Below are 16,491 nucleotides of genomic sequence, written 5' to 3'. Positions count from 1 at the left end.
CGCCCGAGCTATAAGTAGTGCGGAGCGGACAGGCGCCGAATTTCCGGCCTCGCACCTAGCAAAAGCTTTTTGTTTTGATCTATCTTTTTTTGGCGAGAGCAAAATCCAAAAGATTTTGCGGCCCCGTAAATATACACAGACCTTCGTATTCGGCCCGGAGCCCCGCATTACTTATAGGTTCTGTTGCAAAAAGTGTTTTTTGGGGTTCTGCTTGCGCCGTGCTGACCTTCCGCGGGCGTAGCCTGCGCACTGCCGCCCCGGTAGGGGGAAGCCTGCGTACTGCTTTCGTTCCGCTCCGCCCAGATGGGAAGGTTTTCTCATAATCCTCCGTACCGCTCCGAAATCCATCCGCGCACCAACGCTCAGGTCCACTTGCGCTCATTTTGGCGGTCAAGTACAGTTTTAAACCTGCTCAACATTTTTTGCAACGGTTTTGGACATGAAAAGTTGCGGGTTTAAATACGCAATTTTCCGATGTTTAAATTTAGTTTATTATTTGTATTAATTTTCATATTTAGTTAGAAATAAGCAATTTTTTATGTGCGTTGTTAGGTGCTGTTTTTTATTAATCAAATGTCGTTTTCCAATTTTCTGAAGAATTTGCTTTAAAGCATAACCTTATTTGTTCTTCGGTATTTTTTTCAGTTGCGAGTAAAGGTAAATTATCTACAGTGAAGAAATTCCGTTCAGTTGTTTCAATATTTGGAATAAATTCTACATTGTCTTCCAAAATATCGCATTTGATGAAAATTTTACAAACACCATATGCATATAAGGGTTCATTGTGTTTATTTCTATCTTGAACTGCAATTATATTTAAAGGATTTACAGTAAATCCAGATTCTTCTTTTACTTCTTTTATCGTATTTGATTTTATTGATTCATTGACATCAACCCAACCTCCTGGTAAGGACCACGTTCCATTTTTTTCTTTTACAAGCAAAATTTTATTATTCCGAAAAATTGCAGCTCTCGTATCAAGTTTAGGTGTCTGGAAGCCTGTTTCATTACAAAACACTTCTTTTACTTTTTCCAAATTCCATCCAGATTTTAAACTCATTATCTCCGCTGAAATTTCTCTAATTCTTTCAAATCTTTCCAAATCAAATGGGTCTTTTGAATAGGTAATTCCAGCTTGTGAAATAAATTGAAGCTCAATAGCCCATTTTAGCCAAGAATTTTCTTTGTCAGAATCATTAATCTTAATCATTTTTCAGTTTGTTTTTCAAATTGCACCTAACGGCTTCGAATATGGAACGTAGCGTGTGTTCGGGACGCGGGTTCTTGGTGTTGGGATGTAGCCGAATTTTCGGATCTGCTTTTTACGTTTATTACTCTAAAAAGCCGAATCCGAAAATTCGGCGGTCTTTCCAAGCAAGAAGTGTCTCGGAAGCCCTGATGTAGCTATGTTTTATATTCGTTGTTAGCTGTAGTTTTATGGGTCAATGGTGTCTAAAAAACTTAACTCTTCTGGATATTTTTTCAATTTCTTTACCGTTTGTTTTCCCTTTATGAATTTTCGGTTACTTACATATACCGACTTCAAATCTGCCCATTCATTCTTAATTATTTCAATCTCACGATTCAATTTTTCATCTGTCATTTGTGTATTCAAAATTAATTCGATGCTGTGTCTTAGTTTCTCGTAATTAAAACCTATTCGTTTATGATTTTCTGCTTTCTCACTTGGCTTTAAAAATGTTTGAAGACCAGTTAGTATTGCTACAATTAAAAGTATAAATGGTAAAAGAATGTCTTGAATCCAAGGAATGTCTATCTGGGGAAAGCGGTATGAAAAAGCAACTATTGTTGAAATGACAAAGGCACCGATTCCAATCCATTTTTCAAAGTTTGCCCAGAAAATTGATTGATAGCAATGGGCATACTCCAATTGATGAATTTTTCTCATCCAATCCAATAGCATTCTTCTTAGCTTTTCGTTCATATTAAATTTCTTTGCTAATTTTCTTTAAAAAGGGTGTAGGGTCGATATACATTTTTCTGTTGATTTCCGATTTCTTTATATCGCTTGCCCCAACTACATAGGATTGGTTAACTAAACCATTTTCTGCTGTAAAACTAAAGAATGTAGCACTTATGCCATTCTCGCCTATTGAACCAGATTTATGGTATTTTCCTGCATCAATTTGATAGTGGCTACCTTTCATATGAACCTCGTGACTTATTTGTTTTAAGTCAACATCTTTGCCGGTATTGATTGCATTAGATGTGTGCTGATTTACTTCATTGAGTGACTTGTTATATTCTACTGTAAATAGAGAGTTTTCTGTTTTTGAATCGCTAATCTTGGCGGAATATCTGTCATTTATTACTTTTCCACATATGGGCCAACTTTCTGCAAAAAAAGAGTGGGTATGAATCGAAAATTTCTCGCACTTTTCTGTGTCTATATACTTAGATAAATCTTCATCCCAAATATGAAGTCTAATAAAATCAAAGTGTGTTTTTTCTTCTTCATATTTAAATAATGGAATAGATAAGAAACCTTGAGAGCCAATCGATGATATCGTACATTCTTTCGGTAAAATTTGTATTGATTCCCTTATGAGTTCCCAAGTTTTTTCGATGTCTAAATTCTTCTCTTTTTCTCTTGCATTTTGAATGTTGATAATTGCAAGCATTCTTAGCGAAACGGATTTTAAATAGACATTATTCGTCTTTTTGACAAATTCAATTAATCTATCGTAGCTTAAATTGTTTTCAGAACCGAATAATTCAGATTTAAAGTCATTCAATTTGGGCAGTTTGTCCTGGTATTCCTTACTGTAACATTTATTGATTGAGGATAAAAATTGTTTAAAATTAAGGTCTGTTTTATACATAAAAGGTTGTTTTAAAATTACAGCTAACGCTCGGTGTATGGTGTCGTAGCATCCCGCAGGGTGCTATGCACTATACACATTGTTGGCGGTAGTTTTTTTCATTATTTCTGTTTGCTTAAACCCAAATAGTATTTTCGTGTTTCAGGGTCAAACTTTTCAATTGCGAGTCTTAAAGTGACTCTCGGCATAGTTGCGGCATGGTCTTTCAAAAAGGCTTTCAATCTCTTTTCATCTCTTTTTCCTGCTTCTCTAACCCAACTACCTACAGCCGTTTGCACGAAATGTTCGGTGTCATTAACTAACAATTCCGCAATCTTGAATGTGTCCTCTATTTCATTTTTCCTAATGAAGTAATAAGTACTTACAATAGAAGTTCTTCGTTCCATTGGATTAGTGGATTCCGCTAATTCATATAATGGCTTTCGGTTCTTATCGTACAGATAACCACCAACTACATAAGGCGCTGCTCTGTCTACCATTCCCCAATCATCAATATATTCATGATTTTCAATGTAGCCTGTGTAAATTTTGTACTTCTCTTCTGTTGTAGTCTTTTTATTTCGAGCCTTCCAATCTAAAATTGAAATTGCTCCAAGTCGGTAATCGGAATTTTTGTTTCTAATCAGTTTCACAACCTCTTCAACTGGAATGTATTGAAATTCTTTGGCTAGAGAAAAAATCTCCCTTTTAGGAATTCCTTTTGGATATTCTTGGCTAATTATTTTTAGAGTAGCAATAAATTCTTGAGCAGTCATAGGCTATCATTCGTTCAATGAGATTTTGCGTAAGTGGCTTATTCAAGGGAAATTGAACTGAATCCATTTTTCATGGTAATCTTTATTATTCTTTGCCTTTTATTTTTGAGAATGCACGCCAAACATATTTCCCTCAGTATCAATAGCTAAAATCATAAACCCATATTCTCCTAAAGATTGTTTTGATTTAAATACTTTACCACCGGCACTACTAATTTTCCTTTCTTCAATTGCACAATCTTCACTTTGAAAATATACTATGGTAGAATTATTACCTGCATCAAAACCTTTCATTTTTACCAATGTACCACTTGCTCCCTCTCCATTCATATCCATTGGGAAGGCCATCATTTTCATTTCACCTTGAACATCTTTTGGTGTTGGTAATTCATTTAACTTTAAGTTAAGGACTTCTTCATAAAAGTCTTGCGCTCTTTTTAGGTCATCTACATATATTTCGAACCAAACAGCTGGATTTTTAGGTTTCATGTTTTTCTCTTGTTAAATAAACTTATGTAATTCTATTCGGATTTTTTATTTTATAAAAATAGTTTTTATGGTATGGCATCGGTGATAGTTGTAACCTTACCTTAAATGTATTTGTCAATCATTCAATCCTTTTCCCGCAAATATTTTCGGCATTGATTTTTCAATTCTTGATGCACGTGTTTTTGATTGTTTGGCTTGTGAGAAAAAAAGCAAATAACCTCTTTGTCTGCCAGGTGTCAATTCATAAAAGGCAGTTTTTAGCTCAGAATTATTTTCAAAAGCTTGATTAAGTTCTTCTGGCATTTCAAATTCGAAAGTCTTTTTCATTTTTACTTCCACTCCAGCTTTTTCTACTTCAATAGCTTCAAAAATGTATGCTTTGATAATTAACTCTAGTTTGTTAATTCCTTTGACATCAGTAAATCGCATTTGTCGAGCTGATTGAACATTTTCGGTTTGTTGTATGAGCAATTTTTCGGGATCGGCTAGCAAGACTCCTTTATGAAAAAGTAGAGCACAATAGTCTTTAAAACCATGAATGAGTACAATATTATTTTCTTGGAATGTGTAACATGGCACTCCCCACTTTAACTCTTCAGTTAATCCACAGTCTAAAACAAGAGTTCGAAGGGTTTTATATTCCTTTTGCCACTTTGTGTCCTTATCGAAAAACCAATCTACTTTCGGATTCATTTATTTCTTTTTAATTACCGCCAACGTTAAATATATGATCAGTGCGTTGGTGAAATCCGCAGGATTTCCCCCGGCGCACTTAAGATAGCGAATGCACGTGGATTTTCCACCGGAAAATCCCGAGCATTGATTATATATGGTGTTACCGAACGTGTCGCTGCCCGATCCTTCGGAAGGCCCCGGCCTTCGCTTTACGCCCAAACCCCTTTTTCAAGGCCATTCGTATAAATCCCCCGACCTGCGCCCGCCGAGCTGCATTTTAGGCCTGCCGACAGCACCGGCCCGGGCGGACTTGGAAAATCCACCTGCCCGTCCCTTGCGCAACGCTTTCGGCCTCTAGAACGGTCTTGGAAAAGGAGCCCCCCGGCACCCGACCAAACTCTTTTTTCAATTTTTATCCGTTTCTATTGCGCCCGAACATTCATTTTCGGCGATATGTTCGGTAACGGTAAAGCTATGATGCGTTGCGGAAAACGTCCGCAGGACTTTTCCGCCCGGCACCCAAGCTAGCAAACAGGCCGGGATTTCCTGCAGGGAAATCCCCCGCAATGCATTATAGGTAGTGTTGGCATGCGTGTCGCCGCCCGAACCCTGCGATAGGCCACGACGTTCGCTGCACGCCTGGACACCTTTTCCGAGGCCGGCCGATGCAGGTCCCCCCGGCCCGACGTCTCGGATCGGCCTATGTGCGGCAAGCCCGCACCTGCCAAAACAAAAATGGAACGAAGCCGGTCCGTCCACCCGTTCCCCTTGCGATAGGATTGCGTACCCCGGCCGGTCTTGGAAAAGGAGGGACCGGACCGGGCGCCGCTCGATTTTTTCCAGCGCAACCCTCGCGATCCATTGCGCCCTGAAATTCACTTTTGGCGATATGCATGCCAACGCCCGAGCTATGCGCAGTGCGGGGCCGGCACGCACCTGACTTTCCGCCACGCAATAGCAAAAATCTTTTTGTTTCGGTTTTAACTTGTCCCGCGTAAAAGCAAAATCCAAAAGATTTTGCGGTACTCGAAAACATGCACAGGCCCTTCAGCTGGGCACCTGAGCCCGCATTGCGTATAGGTTCTGTTGTAACACGTACTTTTTTACACCTCGATCGAGATCTTCACCTTTCCGCCCAGTCCTTTCTCGACGATATCGTACAATGTTTTTAAGGTCAGATTGCTCCCGTTGTTCTCGACCCGCGAGATGTAGGTCCGCTTTTTGTCCACCAGATCTCCCAATTGCTCCTGTGTAAGGTTTTTTCCTTCGCGTGCCTTTCGCAGAAGCAGTCCGATCTTGAAGGACTCGAAATCCCGTTCCAGTCCGTCCCTGCGTTCGGTTCCCTTATTTCCGTAAACGGTGTCCTTGATGTCCTTCCAGCTTTTGGTGTCCATCTTATTTTTTTTTGTCTTCATAGTATGAGTTCATTAGTCCGACCGCCTTGTCGATTTCTTTTTTCGGTGTTTTCTGCGTTTTCTTGGTAAATCCGTTCAGCAGGATAACCAGTTTTCCCTTGTCGAAAAAGCAGAACACACGCCAAATGTTGGAGCCCAATTTGATTCGCGCCTCGTAAAGTCCTTTGGTCCCGACAATTGCTTTTAGATAGGTCGAGGGAACTCTTTCGTAAGTTTCTATTATTTCGATGACCTTGAATATTTTGTCCTGGACCTTCTTCGGTTGCTTGAGCAAGAATTCCTCGAAATAATTCTTGTATTGGATTACCTCCCTGACTTTTTCCATTGCTCAAATGTAACTTAAAAGTTACTATCTACAAAATATTTATCGATGAATGGAGGTTGGAGGTTGTACTTGAGTAGTATGTGTTACAACGCCCGGGCTATGATACGTTGCGGAAAACGTCCGCAGGACTTTTCCGCCAAGCCCCAAGTCAGTGGACGGGCGGGGATTTCCCGCTGGGAAATCCAAAGCAATGGATCATAGGCTTTGTTAGCCCGCGTGTCGCCGCCCCGCCCGGGCCTCCGCTGTACGCCCGGACACCTTTTCCGGGACCGGCCGATGCAGGTCCGCCCGGCCCGACGTCTCGGATAGGCCTTTATGCGTCAAGCCCGCATCTGCCAAAATAAAAATGGACCGAGGCTGGTCCGTCCACCCGTTCCCCTTGCGATACGGTTGCGTACCCCGGCCGGTCTTGGAAAAGGAGGGAAGGCACCCTGCGCCGCTCGATTTTTCAACGTGCCCTTTTAGCTGCCTTGCGCCCCGATGTCCATTTTTGGCGATATGCGGGCTAACGGCTCCGTATATGAAAAGTAGCGCAGTAAATAAGCGATAACTTTTCGGATTAACACAAGCCGAATTTTTAAATTTTACTATTTATCTTCTTTATTGGAAATCGTCTAATTTAAAAATTTGGTGGTTTTCCAAAATGTATAAACCTTAGTGTTAGCAATGACTTGCGCTATTTTTTATATACATTGTTACCTGCTGGCTTTTTTCCAAAGTATTGATTTTTTCTTAATCGGAATACTTAGTTTAATACCAAGTTCTCCCTCTTTGGCACTTTTTACAGAACTACCATTTAATTGAATATCGATTATCTTTGATTTATAGAATTTTCCATTTTTCTCTATTAGAATTTCTTCGTTAATTGAAAGTGAACAATCTTTAATATTTACAATGCATATTTTTCCATTTTCAAATAATTCCAAAGGTTCATCAATAAATTCTAAATTCTGAGGTTTAAACTCTACAAGACCATAGTTTTTGAAAGTATTTCTAGCATCTTCTTTTGATAAAATCTCTTTTTGAACTAAATCATAAAGTTGATAAAGTTGCCAAGTTGTGAGCAAACCTCTTTCATCGTTTACTGCATCTTGAATTTGATGTTCAGTAAAAGGTGGATTCTGTCTTTTCAATGGTGGTTGATAACGTTGATGATTTACTAAATACAATGCAAACACATCAAATGCGTTTCTTTGTTTACATCGACGATGCTTTATTTTTGAAATCTGACTACAGTCTCCATCCGTTGATGTGCCTCCAATCCCTTTACATTCAATAATTAGTAGACCCTCTGGTATATCTACTTGAATATCTTCCTCCAATATTGCAGAACCATTTGCAGGATCAAAATCCTGTACATTTTTAAATTCTAACCATTTTAAAAATTTAATTACAGCATTAACTAACTCATCGCCAGTTTCTGTAATTAATTCGTGAAGAAATTCATATTTTTTATTGTTAGTAATAATTTCGCTTTCATTTCTAGCCAGCTTTTCTTTATAATCCTTTTCAATTACTTTTTTATCATCTAAAAGTTCGGCAAAATTTGGTAACCAATATTCTTCTTGTTTCCTCCAATCAAAAGTTGTCGAGTAGGGAAATAATTCTGGAAAAATTGATGGTGCAATTTTAGATAGAAATTCTAAAAGAAAATTTGCTTTATCCTCAATTTGAGGAAAAACAATTAGATTATTAAATTCATTTACTTCAACATAAGAAACAATATCTCCATTAATGTTAGTTATTAAAGGAAAATAATTTTCATATTTTTCCTTTTTACCACCATTCCATCGAGTGGGATGCTCAAACGTTTGATTATAGTAGGCGTTAGATTTATACTTTTCTAGTAAACGTTGTAAGTCATCTATTGATTTGCAAACGGTTATTTCTTTACCATATTTAGGCTCTTGCCAAGGAATATAGTCCCAAAATGAATATATGCTATGCTTTTCAATTCCTTGTCTTCTTGCATTGCCTTCGGTTACCATTATAGGTTCGTAATCAACTTCATAGTTTGAAGAGGAAAAAGCTATGACCAAGTATTCTCTATTGGTTATTTTATAAAACTCTTTTCTTAAGAAAGAAGATGCAATTGGTCTTGGGTCAAATAAAGTTTCAGGAAAACTGCTTAATAAAGAATATGAGCTTTTACCTGTATGCATTTCTCTAATATGCTCTTCTTCATTGTAGGCTATAGTTTCAAAGCTATCTAAATCCATTATGAATATATCAAGTTCGTGAAGATTTAGAGGAAAATTGTGATTTGGTAATAATTGATGATTTTCCCTTCTGGTACTATTCGGAACTTTTATTTTAGAACCCAAAGAACCTATTGATAAATTCATTCCAGCTTTTTCTAAGGTAGATATGACTTCTTGATCAGTATCGATACAACAAATTCTTGGGCGTTCGACAATTTTTGTTTCTGTTTTTTCCACTTGATTGGTAGATTTCTTATTTTCTTGCTTTTTCTTAACTCCAAAAATTCCCATAGTTTTTTTTCAGCTTGCAGGTAACGTCTGTGTATAGGTAGTGGCCCCTATCCATAACCTTGCTCTGGGCCATTGCCTATAATACCTGTTAGCAAAGGTTTTCTCCGGTGCTTGGTCCCCGTCCCCGATTGATTCTTACGGAAAACCATTTATAGTTTCAGGTGCCGGACATAAACGGCCCCGTTTCGTCCCGGGACCGCCCAAGGCCATGTTCTTTGTAATAGCAAGGAACGTGGCCGCAGGGACCGACCCGCACGTTTTTTTTTGCCATAAATGCCGATAAACTTGACTTTGTTCAAAATTTCACCGTCCTTTACCAAGTAGTCCCAACGTGACAACGTTTTGATAGCGAGCTCTCAACGCTGTAAGCCGGACTACTTGCACAGTCCCCTCCAATGTCGGGCCCTGTACGGGCAACAAAAAAACGTATCCCCCGGCCCCTTTTTCCCGCACACCTCGGGACGGAACGTCCTTACGGAACCTGAAATTTTTGCTAACGTTAAATATATGATCAGTGCGTTGGTGAAATCCGCAGGATTTCCCCCGGCGCACTTAAGATAGCGAATGCACGTGGATTTTCCACCGGAAAATCCCGAGCATTGATTATATATGGTGTTACCGAACGTGTCGCTGCCCGATCCTTCGGAAGGCCCCGGCCTTCGCTTTACGCCCAAACCCCTTTTTCAAGGCCATTCGTATAAATCCCCCGACCTGCGCCCGCCGAGCTGCATTTTAGGCCTGCCGACAGCACCGGCCCGGGCGGACTTGGAAAATCCACCTGCCCGTCCCTTGCGCAACGCTTTCGGCCTCTAGAACGGTCTTGGAAAAGGAGCCCCCCGGCACCCGACCAAACTCTTTTTTCAATTTTTATCCGTTTCTATTGCGCCCGAACATTCATTTTCGGCGATATGTTCGGTAACGGCTCCGTATATGAAAAGTAGCGCAGTAAATAAGCGATAACTTTTCGGATTAACACAAGCCGAATTTTTAAATTTTACTATTTATCTTCTTTATTGGAAATCGTCTAATTTAAAAATTTGGTGGTTTTCCAAAATGTATAAACCTTAGTGTTAGCAATGACTTGCGCTATTTTTTATATACATTGTTACCTGCTGGCTTTTTTCCAAAGTATTGATTTTTTCTTAATCGGAATACTTAGTTTAATACCAAGTTCTCCCTCTTTGGCACTTTTTACAGAACTACCATTTAATTGAATATCGATTATCTTTGATTTATAGAATTTTCCATTTTTCTCTATTAGAATTTCTTCGTTAATTGAAAGTGAACAATCTTTAATATTTACAATGCATATTTTTCCATTTTCAAATAATTCCAAAGGTTCATCAATAAATTCTAAATTCTGAGGTTTAAACTCTACAAGACCATAGTTTTTGAAAGTATTTCTAGCATCTTCTTTTGATAAAATCTCTTTTTGAACTAAATCATAAAGTTGATAAAGTTGCCAAGTTGTGAGCAAACCTCTTTCATCGTTTACTGCATCTTGAATTTGATGTTCAGTAAAAGGTGGATTCTGTCTTTTCAATGGTGGTTGATAACGTTGATGATTTACTAAATACAATGCAAACACATCAAATGCGTTTCTTTGTTTACATCGACGATGCTTTATTTTTGAAATCTGACTACAGTCTCCATCCGTTGATGTGCCTCCAATCCCTTTACATTCAATAATTAGTAGACCCTCTGGTATATCTACTTGAATATCTTCCTCCAATATTGCAGAACCATTTGCAGGATCAAAATCCTGTACATTTTTAAATTCTAACCATTTTAAAAATTTAATTACAGCATTAACTAACTCATCGCCAGTTTCTGTAATTAATTCGTGAAGAAATTCATATTTTTTATTGTTAGTAATAATTTCGCTTTCATTTCTAGCCAGCTTTTCTTTATAATCCTTTTCAATTACTTTTTTATCATCTAAAAGTTCGGCAAAATTTGGTAACCAATATTCTTCTTGTTTCCTCCAATCAAAAGTTGTCGAGTAGGGAAATAATTCTGGAAAAATTGATGGTGCAATTTTAGATAGAAATTCTAAAAGAAAATTTGCTTTATCCTCAATTTGAGGAAAAACAATTAGATTATTAAATTCATTTACTTCAACATAAGAAACAATATCTCCATTAATGTTAGTTATTAAAGGAAAATAATTTTCATATTTTTCCTTTTTACCACCATTCCATCGAGTGGGATGCTCAAACGTTTGATTATAGTAGGCGTTAGATTTATACTTTTCTAGTAAACGTTGTAAGTCATCTATTGATTTGCAAACGGTTATTTCTTTACCATATTTAGGCTCTTGCCAAGGAATATAGTCCCAAAATGAATATATGCTATGCTTTTCAATTCCTTGTCTTCTTGCATTGCCTTCGGTTACCATTATAGGTTCGTAATCAACTTCATAGTTTGAAGAGGAAAAAGCTATGACCAAGTATTCTCTATTGGTTATTTTATAAAACTCTTTTCTTAAGAAAGAAGATGCAATTGGTCTTGGGTCAAATAAAGTTTCAGGAAAACTGCTTAATAAAGAATATGAGCTTTTACCTGTATGCATTTCTCTAATATGCTCTTCTTCATTGTAGGCTATAGTTTCAAAGCTATCTAAATCCATTATGAATATATCAAGTTCGTGAAGATTTAGAGGAAAATTGTGATTTGGTAATAATTGATGATTTTCCCTTCTGGTACTATTCGGAACTTTTATTTTAGAACCCAAAGAACCTATTGATAAATTCATTCCAGCTTTTTCTAAGGTAGATATGACTTCTTGATCAGTATCGATACAACAAATTCTTGGGCGTTCGACAATTTTTGTTTCTGTTTTTTCCACTTGATTGGTAGATTTCTTATTTTCTTGCTTTTTCTTAACTCCAAAAATTCCCATAGTTTTTTTTCAGCTTGCAGGTAACGCCCGAGCTATGTGCAGTGCGGCGTGTGCGCACCTGCCCTCCGGCCTTGAAATTAGCGAAATATTTTGGTTCCGTTTTTTACCTTGTCCCGCGAAAGAGCAAAATCCAAAAGATTTTGCGGTGCCGCTCGGCAAGCCCAGGCTTTCGGACCAAGCCCAAACCCCGCATTGCCCATAGGTTTTGTTGGCAAAAGTAGCGACACACAACAGTAAGCACGTTCCGCTTGCGCAGATTCCGCAACGATTCCGCTACGATCCCGTTTGGATTGCACAACGATTGCGCAGATCGGCACGTTCCGGAACACGCCCGAGTAAAAGGTCCGTCCCCGCAACGATTGCGCCGGAGTAAGGTCCATCTGCGCAACCAGGCTCAAAAGTCCGTCCGCAACTCTATAAAAATCCCAAAAAAATTCGAGGGCTTTCGCCCTTGAACCATCTAAAATCCATCGTCGATTTTTCGCTACAAAACTTGATTTTGGAGCTATTTTTGCCAACGCCCGAGCTATAAGTAGTGCGGAGCGGACAGGCGCCGAATTTCCGGCCTCGCACCTAGCAAAAGCTTTTTGTTTTGATCTATCTTTTTTTGGCGAGAGCAAAATCCAAAAGATTTTGCGGCCCCGTAAATATACACAGACCTTCGTATTCGGCCCGGAGCCCCGCATTACTTATAGGTTCTGTTGCAAAAAGTGTTTTTTGGGGTTCTGCTTGCGCCGTGCTGACCTTCCGCGGGCGTAGCCTGCGCACTGCCGCCCCGGTAGGGGGAAGCCTGCGTACTGCTTTCGTTCCGCTCCGCCCAGATGGGAAGGTTTTCTCATAATCCTCCGTACCGCTCCGAAATCCATCCGCGCACCAACGCTCAGGTCCACTTGCGCTCATTTTGGCGGTCAAGTACAGTTTTAAACCTGCTCAACATTTTTTGCAACGCTTGAGCTATAAGTAGTGCGGAGCAAATATGCGTTTACTTCGTCGACACGCACCTAGCAAAATCTTTTTGTTTTGTTCTATTTTTTTTGGCGAGAGCAAAATCCAAAAGATTTTGCGGCACCCGTAAATATACGCAGACTTCTCGGACCGTGCCCAAGCCCCGCATTACTTATAGGTTCTGTTGTAAGCAGTTTTCACTCCATCGTCTCCTGTCCAATTAACTTATGTATCGTACCGAGAATTGATTTTTGGTTCAATTTGTAATTGTCATTAGGTGTATTTTCATCAATCATCTCCGTTCCCAAGTAAAAGTGATTTATAGATTTTTCGATTTTTTCGGTACCTTTATGAAAAATGAATTTTGATTCGCAAAAGTGGTCAATGTCCAACTCCACAATTTCCTGCTCGCCTTTAGGATTTTTCTTCGACTTATGGATTACCGGTAAAAGCTTTGCGTTTTTAATTTCATGCAGCTTTTCATTAGACATCATTAAAAAGTCAGACCTCTCCATTTCTATGGTTTTGAAAACGGAGCAATCAGAAAATTTACGCTTGAAATATTTTCCATTTTTAATCCAAAGCAGGTAAAAAGGTCTTTGGGAAACGCAGTCCTCGGGGTTCTCAATATTGATAAACTCCATTCCAATACAATCTGAACTAAATTCCACGACAAATTCGGCTTGGGATTCCAAAAGGCTCTTTTTTAAATCCCAATATTCAGTATTGAAGTCCTGTCCGTAAGTGTCAAATACGAAGGCAAAAAGGACCAAAATAAGAATTTTATTTATTTTCAAAATGCTGATTTAAATTGCTTACAACGCCCGGGCTATGATACGTTGCGGAAAACGTCCGCAGGACTTTTCCGCCAAGCCCCAAGCCAGTGGATGGGCGGGGATTTCCCGCTGGGAAATCCAAAGCAATGGATCATAGGCTTTGTTAGCCCGCGTGTCGCCGCCCCGGCCCTGCGGCAGGCCCGGGCCTCCGCTGTACGCCCGGACACCTTTTCCGGGACCGGCCGATGCAGGTCCGCCCGGCCCGACGTCTCGGATAGGCCTTTATGCGTCAAGCCCGCATCTGCCAAAATAAAAATGGACCGAGGCTGGTCCGTCCACCCGTTCCCCTTGCGATACGGTTGCGTACCCCGGCCGGTCTTGGAAAAGGAGGGAAGGCACCCTGCGCCGCTCGATTTTTCAACGTGCCCTTTTAGCTGCCTTGCGCCCCGATGTCCATTTTTGGCGATATGCGGGCTAACGCCTGGTGTATAGGTAGTGGCCCCTTTTCATAAAGGTGCTCAGGGCCATTGCCTATAATACCTGTTGGCAACGGTTTTTATTTTAATCTTTGGGCTTTCGCCAAAATTAAGGATAAAAGTGACCGGGACCGTTTCGGATTCCGAACATATCGGGTCCATACTTCAACGTGCCGGCCCAAGGCCATGTTTTTTGTAAATGGCAAGGAACGTGGCCGCAGGGACCGACCCGCACGTTTTTTTTTGCCATAAATGCCGGTAAACTTGACTTTGTCCAAAATTTCACCGTCCTTTACCAAGTAGTCCATAACGTGACAACGTTTTGATAGCGAGCTCTCAACGCTGTAAGCCGGACTACTTGCACAGAACCCTCCAATGTCGGGCCCTGTACGGGCAACAAAAAAACGTATCCCTCCCTTTTCCCGCACACCTCGTTGAAGTGTGTCCCTACGGAATTTGAAATTGTTGCCAACGCCCGAGCTATGTGCAGTGCGGCGTGTGCGCACCTGCCCTCCGGCCTTGAAATTAGCGAAATATTTTGGTTCCGTTTTTTACCTTGTCCCGCGAAAGAGCAAAATCCAAAAGATTTTGCGGTGCCGCTCGGCAAGCCCAGGCTTTCGGACCAAGCCCAAACCCCGCATTGCCCATAGGTTTTGTTGGCAAAAGTAGCGACACACAACAGTAAGCACGTTCCGCTTGCGCAGATTCCGCAACGATTCCGCTACGATCCCGTTTGGATTGCACAACGATTGCGCAGATCGGCACGTTCCGGAACACGCCCGAGTAAAAGGTCCGTCCCCGCAACGATTGCGCCGGAGTAAGGTCCATCTGCGCAACCAGGCTCAAAAGTCCGTCCGCAACTCTATAAAAATCCCAAAAAAATTCGAGGGCTTTCGCCCTTGAACCATCTAAAATCCATCGTCGATTTTTCGCTACAAAACTTGATTTTGGAGCTATTTTTGCCAACGCCTGGTGTATAGGTAGTGGCCCCTTTTCATAAAGGTGCTCAGGGCCATTGCCTATAATACCTGTTGGCAACGGTTTTTATTTTAATCTTTGGGCTTTCGCCAAAATTAAGGATAAAAGTGACCGGGACCGTTTCGGATTCCGAACATATCGGGTCCATACTTCAACGTGCCGGCCCAAGGCCATGTTTTTTGTAAATGGCAAGGAACGTGGCCGCAGGGACCGACCCGCACGTTTTTTTTTGCCATAAATGCCGGTAAACTTGACTTTGTCCAAAATTTCACCGTCCTTTACCAAGTAGTCCATAACGTGACAACGTTTTGATAGCGAGCTCTCAACGCTGTAAGCCGGACTACTTGCACAGAACCCTCCAATGTCGGGCCCTGTACGGGCAACAAAAAAACGTATCCCTCCCTTTTCCCGCACACCTCGTTGAAGTGTGTCCCTACGGAATTTGAAATTGTTGCCAACGGTAAAGCTATGATGCGTTGCGGAAAACGTCCGCAGGACTTTTCCGCCCGGCACCCAAGCTAGCAAACAGGCCGGGATTTCCTGCAGGGAAATCCCCCGCAATGCATTATAGGTAGTGTTGGCATGCGTGTCGCCGCCCGAACCCTGCGATAGGCCACGACGTTCGCTGCACGCCTGGACACCTTTTCCGAGGCCGGCCGATGCAGGTCCCCCCGGCCCGACGTCTCGGATCGGCCTATGTGCGGCAAGCCCGCACCTGCCAAAACAAAAATGGAACGAAGCCGGTCCGTCCACCCGTTCCCCTTGCGATAGGATTGCGTACCCCGGCCGGTCTTGGAAAAGGAGGGACCGGACCGGGCGCCGCTCGATTTTTTCCAGCGCAACCCTCGCGATCCATTGCGCCCTGAAATTCACTTTTGGCGATATGCATGCCAACGTTAAATATATGATCAGTGCGTTGGTGAAATCCGCAGGATTTCCCCCGGCGCACTTAAGATAGCGAATGCACGTGGATTTTCCACCGGAAAATCCCGAGCATTGATTATATATGGTGTTACCGAACGTGTCGCTGCCCGATCCTTCGGAAGGCCCCGGCCTTCGCTTTACGCCCAAACCCCTTTTTCAAGGCCATTCGTATAAATCCCCCGACCTGCGCCCGCCGAGCTGCATTTTAGGCCTGCCGACAGCACCGGCCCGGGCGGACTTGGAAAATCCACCTGCCCGTCCCTTGCGCAACGCTTTCGGCCTCTAGAACGGTCTTGGAAAAGGAGCCCCCCGGCACCCGACCAAACTCTTTTTTCAATTTTTATCCGTTTCTATTGCGCCCGAACATTCATTTTCGGCGATATGTTCGGTAACGGTCTCGGCTATGGGCAGTGGCGGTTTTGAAGTTCGTCACTGTCGACCGAAACGGAATGTTCGTTATGTATTTGAATGTTCATTTTTACTGTGTCAGCCGCCA

At 41.3% G+C, this 16,491-nt stretch carries 19 protein-coding genes; 3 read left to right on the top strand and 16 right to left on the bottom strand.

The features are described from left to right. Nucleotides 1-171 precede the first annotated feature (171 nt). The 7 genes from RQM65_RS03185 to RQM65_RS03155 all read right to left on the bottom strand — a co-directional run bounded on the left by RQM65_RS03185 (nt 172) and on the right by RQM65_RS03155 (nt 4,780). Nucleotides 172-372, bottom strand: coding sequence for a hypothetical protein (locus RQM65_RS03185; protein WP_314012681.1), 201 nt, complete (start codon nt 370-372; stop codon nt 172-174). A 193-nt stretch (nt 373-565) separates the two neighbouring features. Then, complete coding sequence (locus tag RQM65_RS03180; protein WP_314012694.1) at nt 566-1,210, bottom strand: NUDIX hydrolase; 645 nt, start codon at nt 1,208-1,210, stop codon at nt 566-568. Nucleotides 1,211-1,435: 225 nt separating this feature from the next. Then, the gene (locus RQM65_RS03175) at nt 1,436-1,945 is read right to left on the bottom strand and encodes an SLATT domain-containing protein (RefSeq protein WP_314012692.1); all 510 of its coding nucleotides are present in this window, start codon (nt 1,943-1,945) and stop codon (nt 1,436-1,438) included. Between the two features lies 1 nt (nt 1,946). Next, complete coding sequence (locus RQM65_RS03170; RefSeq protein ID WP_314012691.1) at nt 1,947-2,843, bottom strand: hypothetical protein; 897 nt, start codon at nt 2,841-2,843, stop codon at nt 1,947-1,949. 101 nt (nt 2,844-2,944) lie between these two features. Further along, nucleotides 2,945-3,598, bottom strand: coding sequence for a DNA alkylation repair protein (locus RQM65_RS03165; RefSeq protein WP_314012690.1), 654 nt, complete (start codon nt 3,596-3,598; stop codon nt 2,945-2,947). 99 nt (nt 3,599-3,697) lie between these two features. Further along, the gene (locus RQM65_RS03160; protein WP_314012689.1) at nt 3,698-4,087 is read right to left on the bottom strand and encodes a VOC family protein; all 390 of its coding nucleotides are present in this window, start codon (nt 4,085-4,087) and stop codon (nt 3,698-3,700) included. Between the two features lie 114 nt (nt 4,088-4,201). Next, a complete protein-coding gene (locus RQM65_RS03155) occupies nt 4,202-4,780 on the bottom strand; it encodes a YdeI/OmpD-associated family protein (protein ID WP_314012688.1) in 579 nt (192 codons plus the stop codon). 136 nt (nt 4,781-4,916) lie between these two features. Between RQM65_RS03155 and RQM65_RS03150 the strand changes: the two genes are divergently transcribed. After that, complete coding sequence (locus tag RQM65_RS03150) at nt 4,917-5,120, top strand: hypothetical protein (protein ID WP_314012676.1); 204 nt, start codon at nt 4,917-4,919, stop codon at nt 5,118-5,120. A 47-nt stretch (nt 5,121-5,167) separates the two neighbouring features. Here RQM65_RS03150 and RQM65_RS03145 read toward each other — a convergent pair whose 3' ends face one another. From RQM65_RS03145 to RQM65_RS03130, 4 genes are all read right to left on the bottom strand, one after another. Continuing rightward, nucleotides 5,168-5,713 (bottom strand): hypothetical protein, encoded by a 546-nt coding sequence (locus RQM65_RS03145; RefSeq protein ID WP_314012687.1) that lies wholly within the window; start codon nt 5,711-5,713, stop codon nt 5,168-5,170. Between the two features lie 152 nt (nt 5,714-5,865). Beyond that, nucleotides 5,866-6,156: a helix-turn-helix domain-containing protein gene (locus RQM65_RS03140; RefSeq protein WP_314016774.1), complete on the bottom strand. Its 291-nt coding sequence runs from the start codon at nt 6,154-6,156 to the stop codon at nt 5,866-5,868. A gap of 1 nt (nt 6,157) precedes the next feature. Continuing rightward, the gene (locus tag RQM65_RS03135; protein ID WP_314012686.1) at nt 6,158-6,502 is read right to left on the bottom strand and encodes a type II toxin-antitoxin system RelE/ParE family toxin; all 345 of its coding nucleotides are present in this window, start codon (nt 6,500-6,502) and stop codon (nt 6,158-6,160) included. Nucleotides 6,503-7,197: 695 nt separating this feature from the next. Next, nucleotides 7,198-8,994, bottom strand: coding sequence for a hypothetical protein (locus RQM65_RS03130; RefSeq protein WP_314012684.1), 1,797 nt, complete (start codon nt 8,992-8,994; stop codon nt 7,198-7,200). 609 nt (nt 8,995-9,603) lie between these two features. On the opposite strand from RQM65_RS03130, the gene RQM65_RS03125 reads away from it, so the two are divergent. Beyond that, on the top strand, nt 9,604-9,807 hold the full coding sequence (locus tag RQM65_RS03125; protein WP_314012676.1) for a hypothetical protein: 204 nt from the start codon (nt 9,604-9,606) through the stop codon (nt 9,805-9,807). A 292-nt stretch (nt 9,808-10,099) separates the two neighbouring features. Here RQM65_RS03125 and RQM65_RS03120 read toward each other — a convergent pair whose 3' ends face one another. The 5 genes from RQM65_RS03120 to RQM65_RS03100 all read right to left on the bottom strand — a co-directional run bounded on the left by RQM65_RS03120 (nt 10,100) and on the right by RQM65_RS03100 (nt 15,131). Beyond that, nucleotides 10,100-11,896, bottom strand: a complete 1,797-nt coding sequence (locus RQM65_RS03120; protein ID WP_314012684.1) for a hypothetical protein — start codon at nt 11,894-11,896, stop codon at nt 10,100-10,102. 77 nt (nt 11,897-11,973) lie between these two features. Beyond that, entirely contained in the window at nt 11,974-12,516 is a 543-nt protein-coding gene (locus tag RQM65_RS03115) for a hypothetical protein (RefSeq protein WP_314012682.1), read from the bottom strand. A gap of 69 nt (nt 12,517-12,585) precedes the next feature. Continuing rightward, nucleotides 12,586-12,786: a hypothetical protein gene (locus RQM65_RS03110; RefSeq protein ID WP_314012681.1), complete on the bottom strand. Its 201-nt coding sequence runs from the start codon at nt 12,784-12,786 to the stop codon at nt 12,586-12,588. Between the two features lie 252 nt (nt 12,787-13,038). After that, nucleotides 13,039-13,536, bottom strand: coding sequence for a hypothetical protein (locus RQM65_RS03105; protein WP_314012679.1), 498 nt, complete (start codon nt 13,534-13,536; stop codon nt 13,039-13,041). 1,082 nt (nt 13,537-14,618) lie between these two features. Beyond that, nucleotides 14,619-15,131: a hypothetical protein gene (locus RQM65_RS03100; RefSeq protein WP_314012677.1), complete on the bottom strand. Its 513-nt coding sequence runs from the start codon at nt 15,129-15,131 to the stop codon at nt 14,619-14,621. 946 nt (nt 15,132-16,077) lie between these two features. Between RQM65_RS03100 and RQM65_RS03095 the strand changes: the two genes are divergently transcribed. After that, nucleotides 16,078-16,281, top strand: a complete 204-nt coding sequence (locus tag RQM65_RS03095) for a hypothetical protein (RefSeq protein ID WP_314012676.1) — start codon at nt 16,078-16,080, stop codon at nt 16,279-16,281. The last annotated feature ends 210 nt before the right edge of the window (nt 16,282-16,491 follow it).

It is taken from the genome of Pricia mediterranea (genome assembly GCF_032248455.1).
Lineage (GTDB): Bacteria > Bacteroidota > Bacteroidia > Flavobacteriales > Flavobacteriaceae > Pricia > Pricia mediterranea.
The sequence above is the reverse complement of the archived record's forward strand: the minus strand, read 5'-3'. Positions and strand labels throughout refer to the sequence as shown.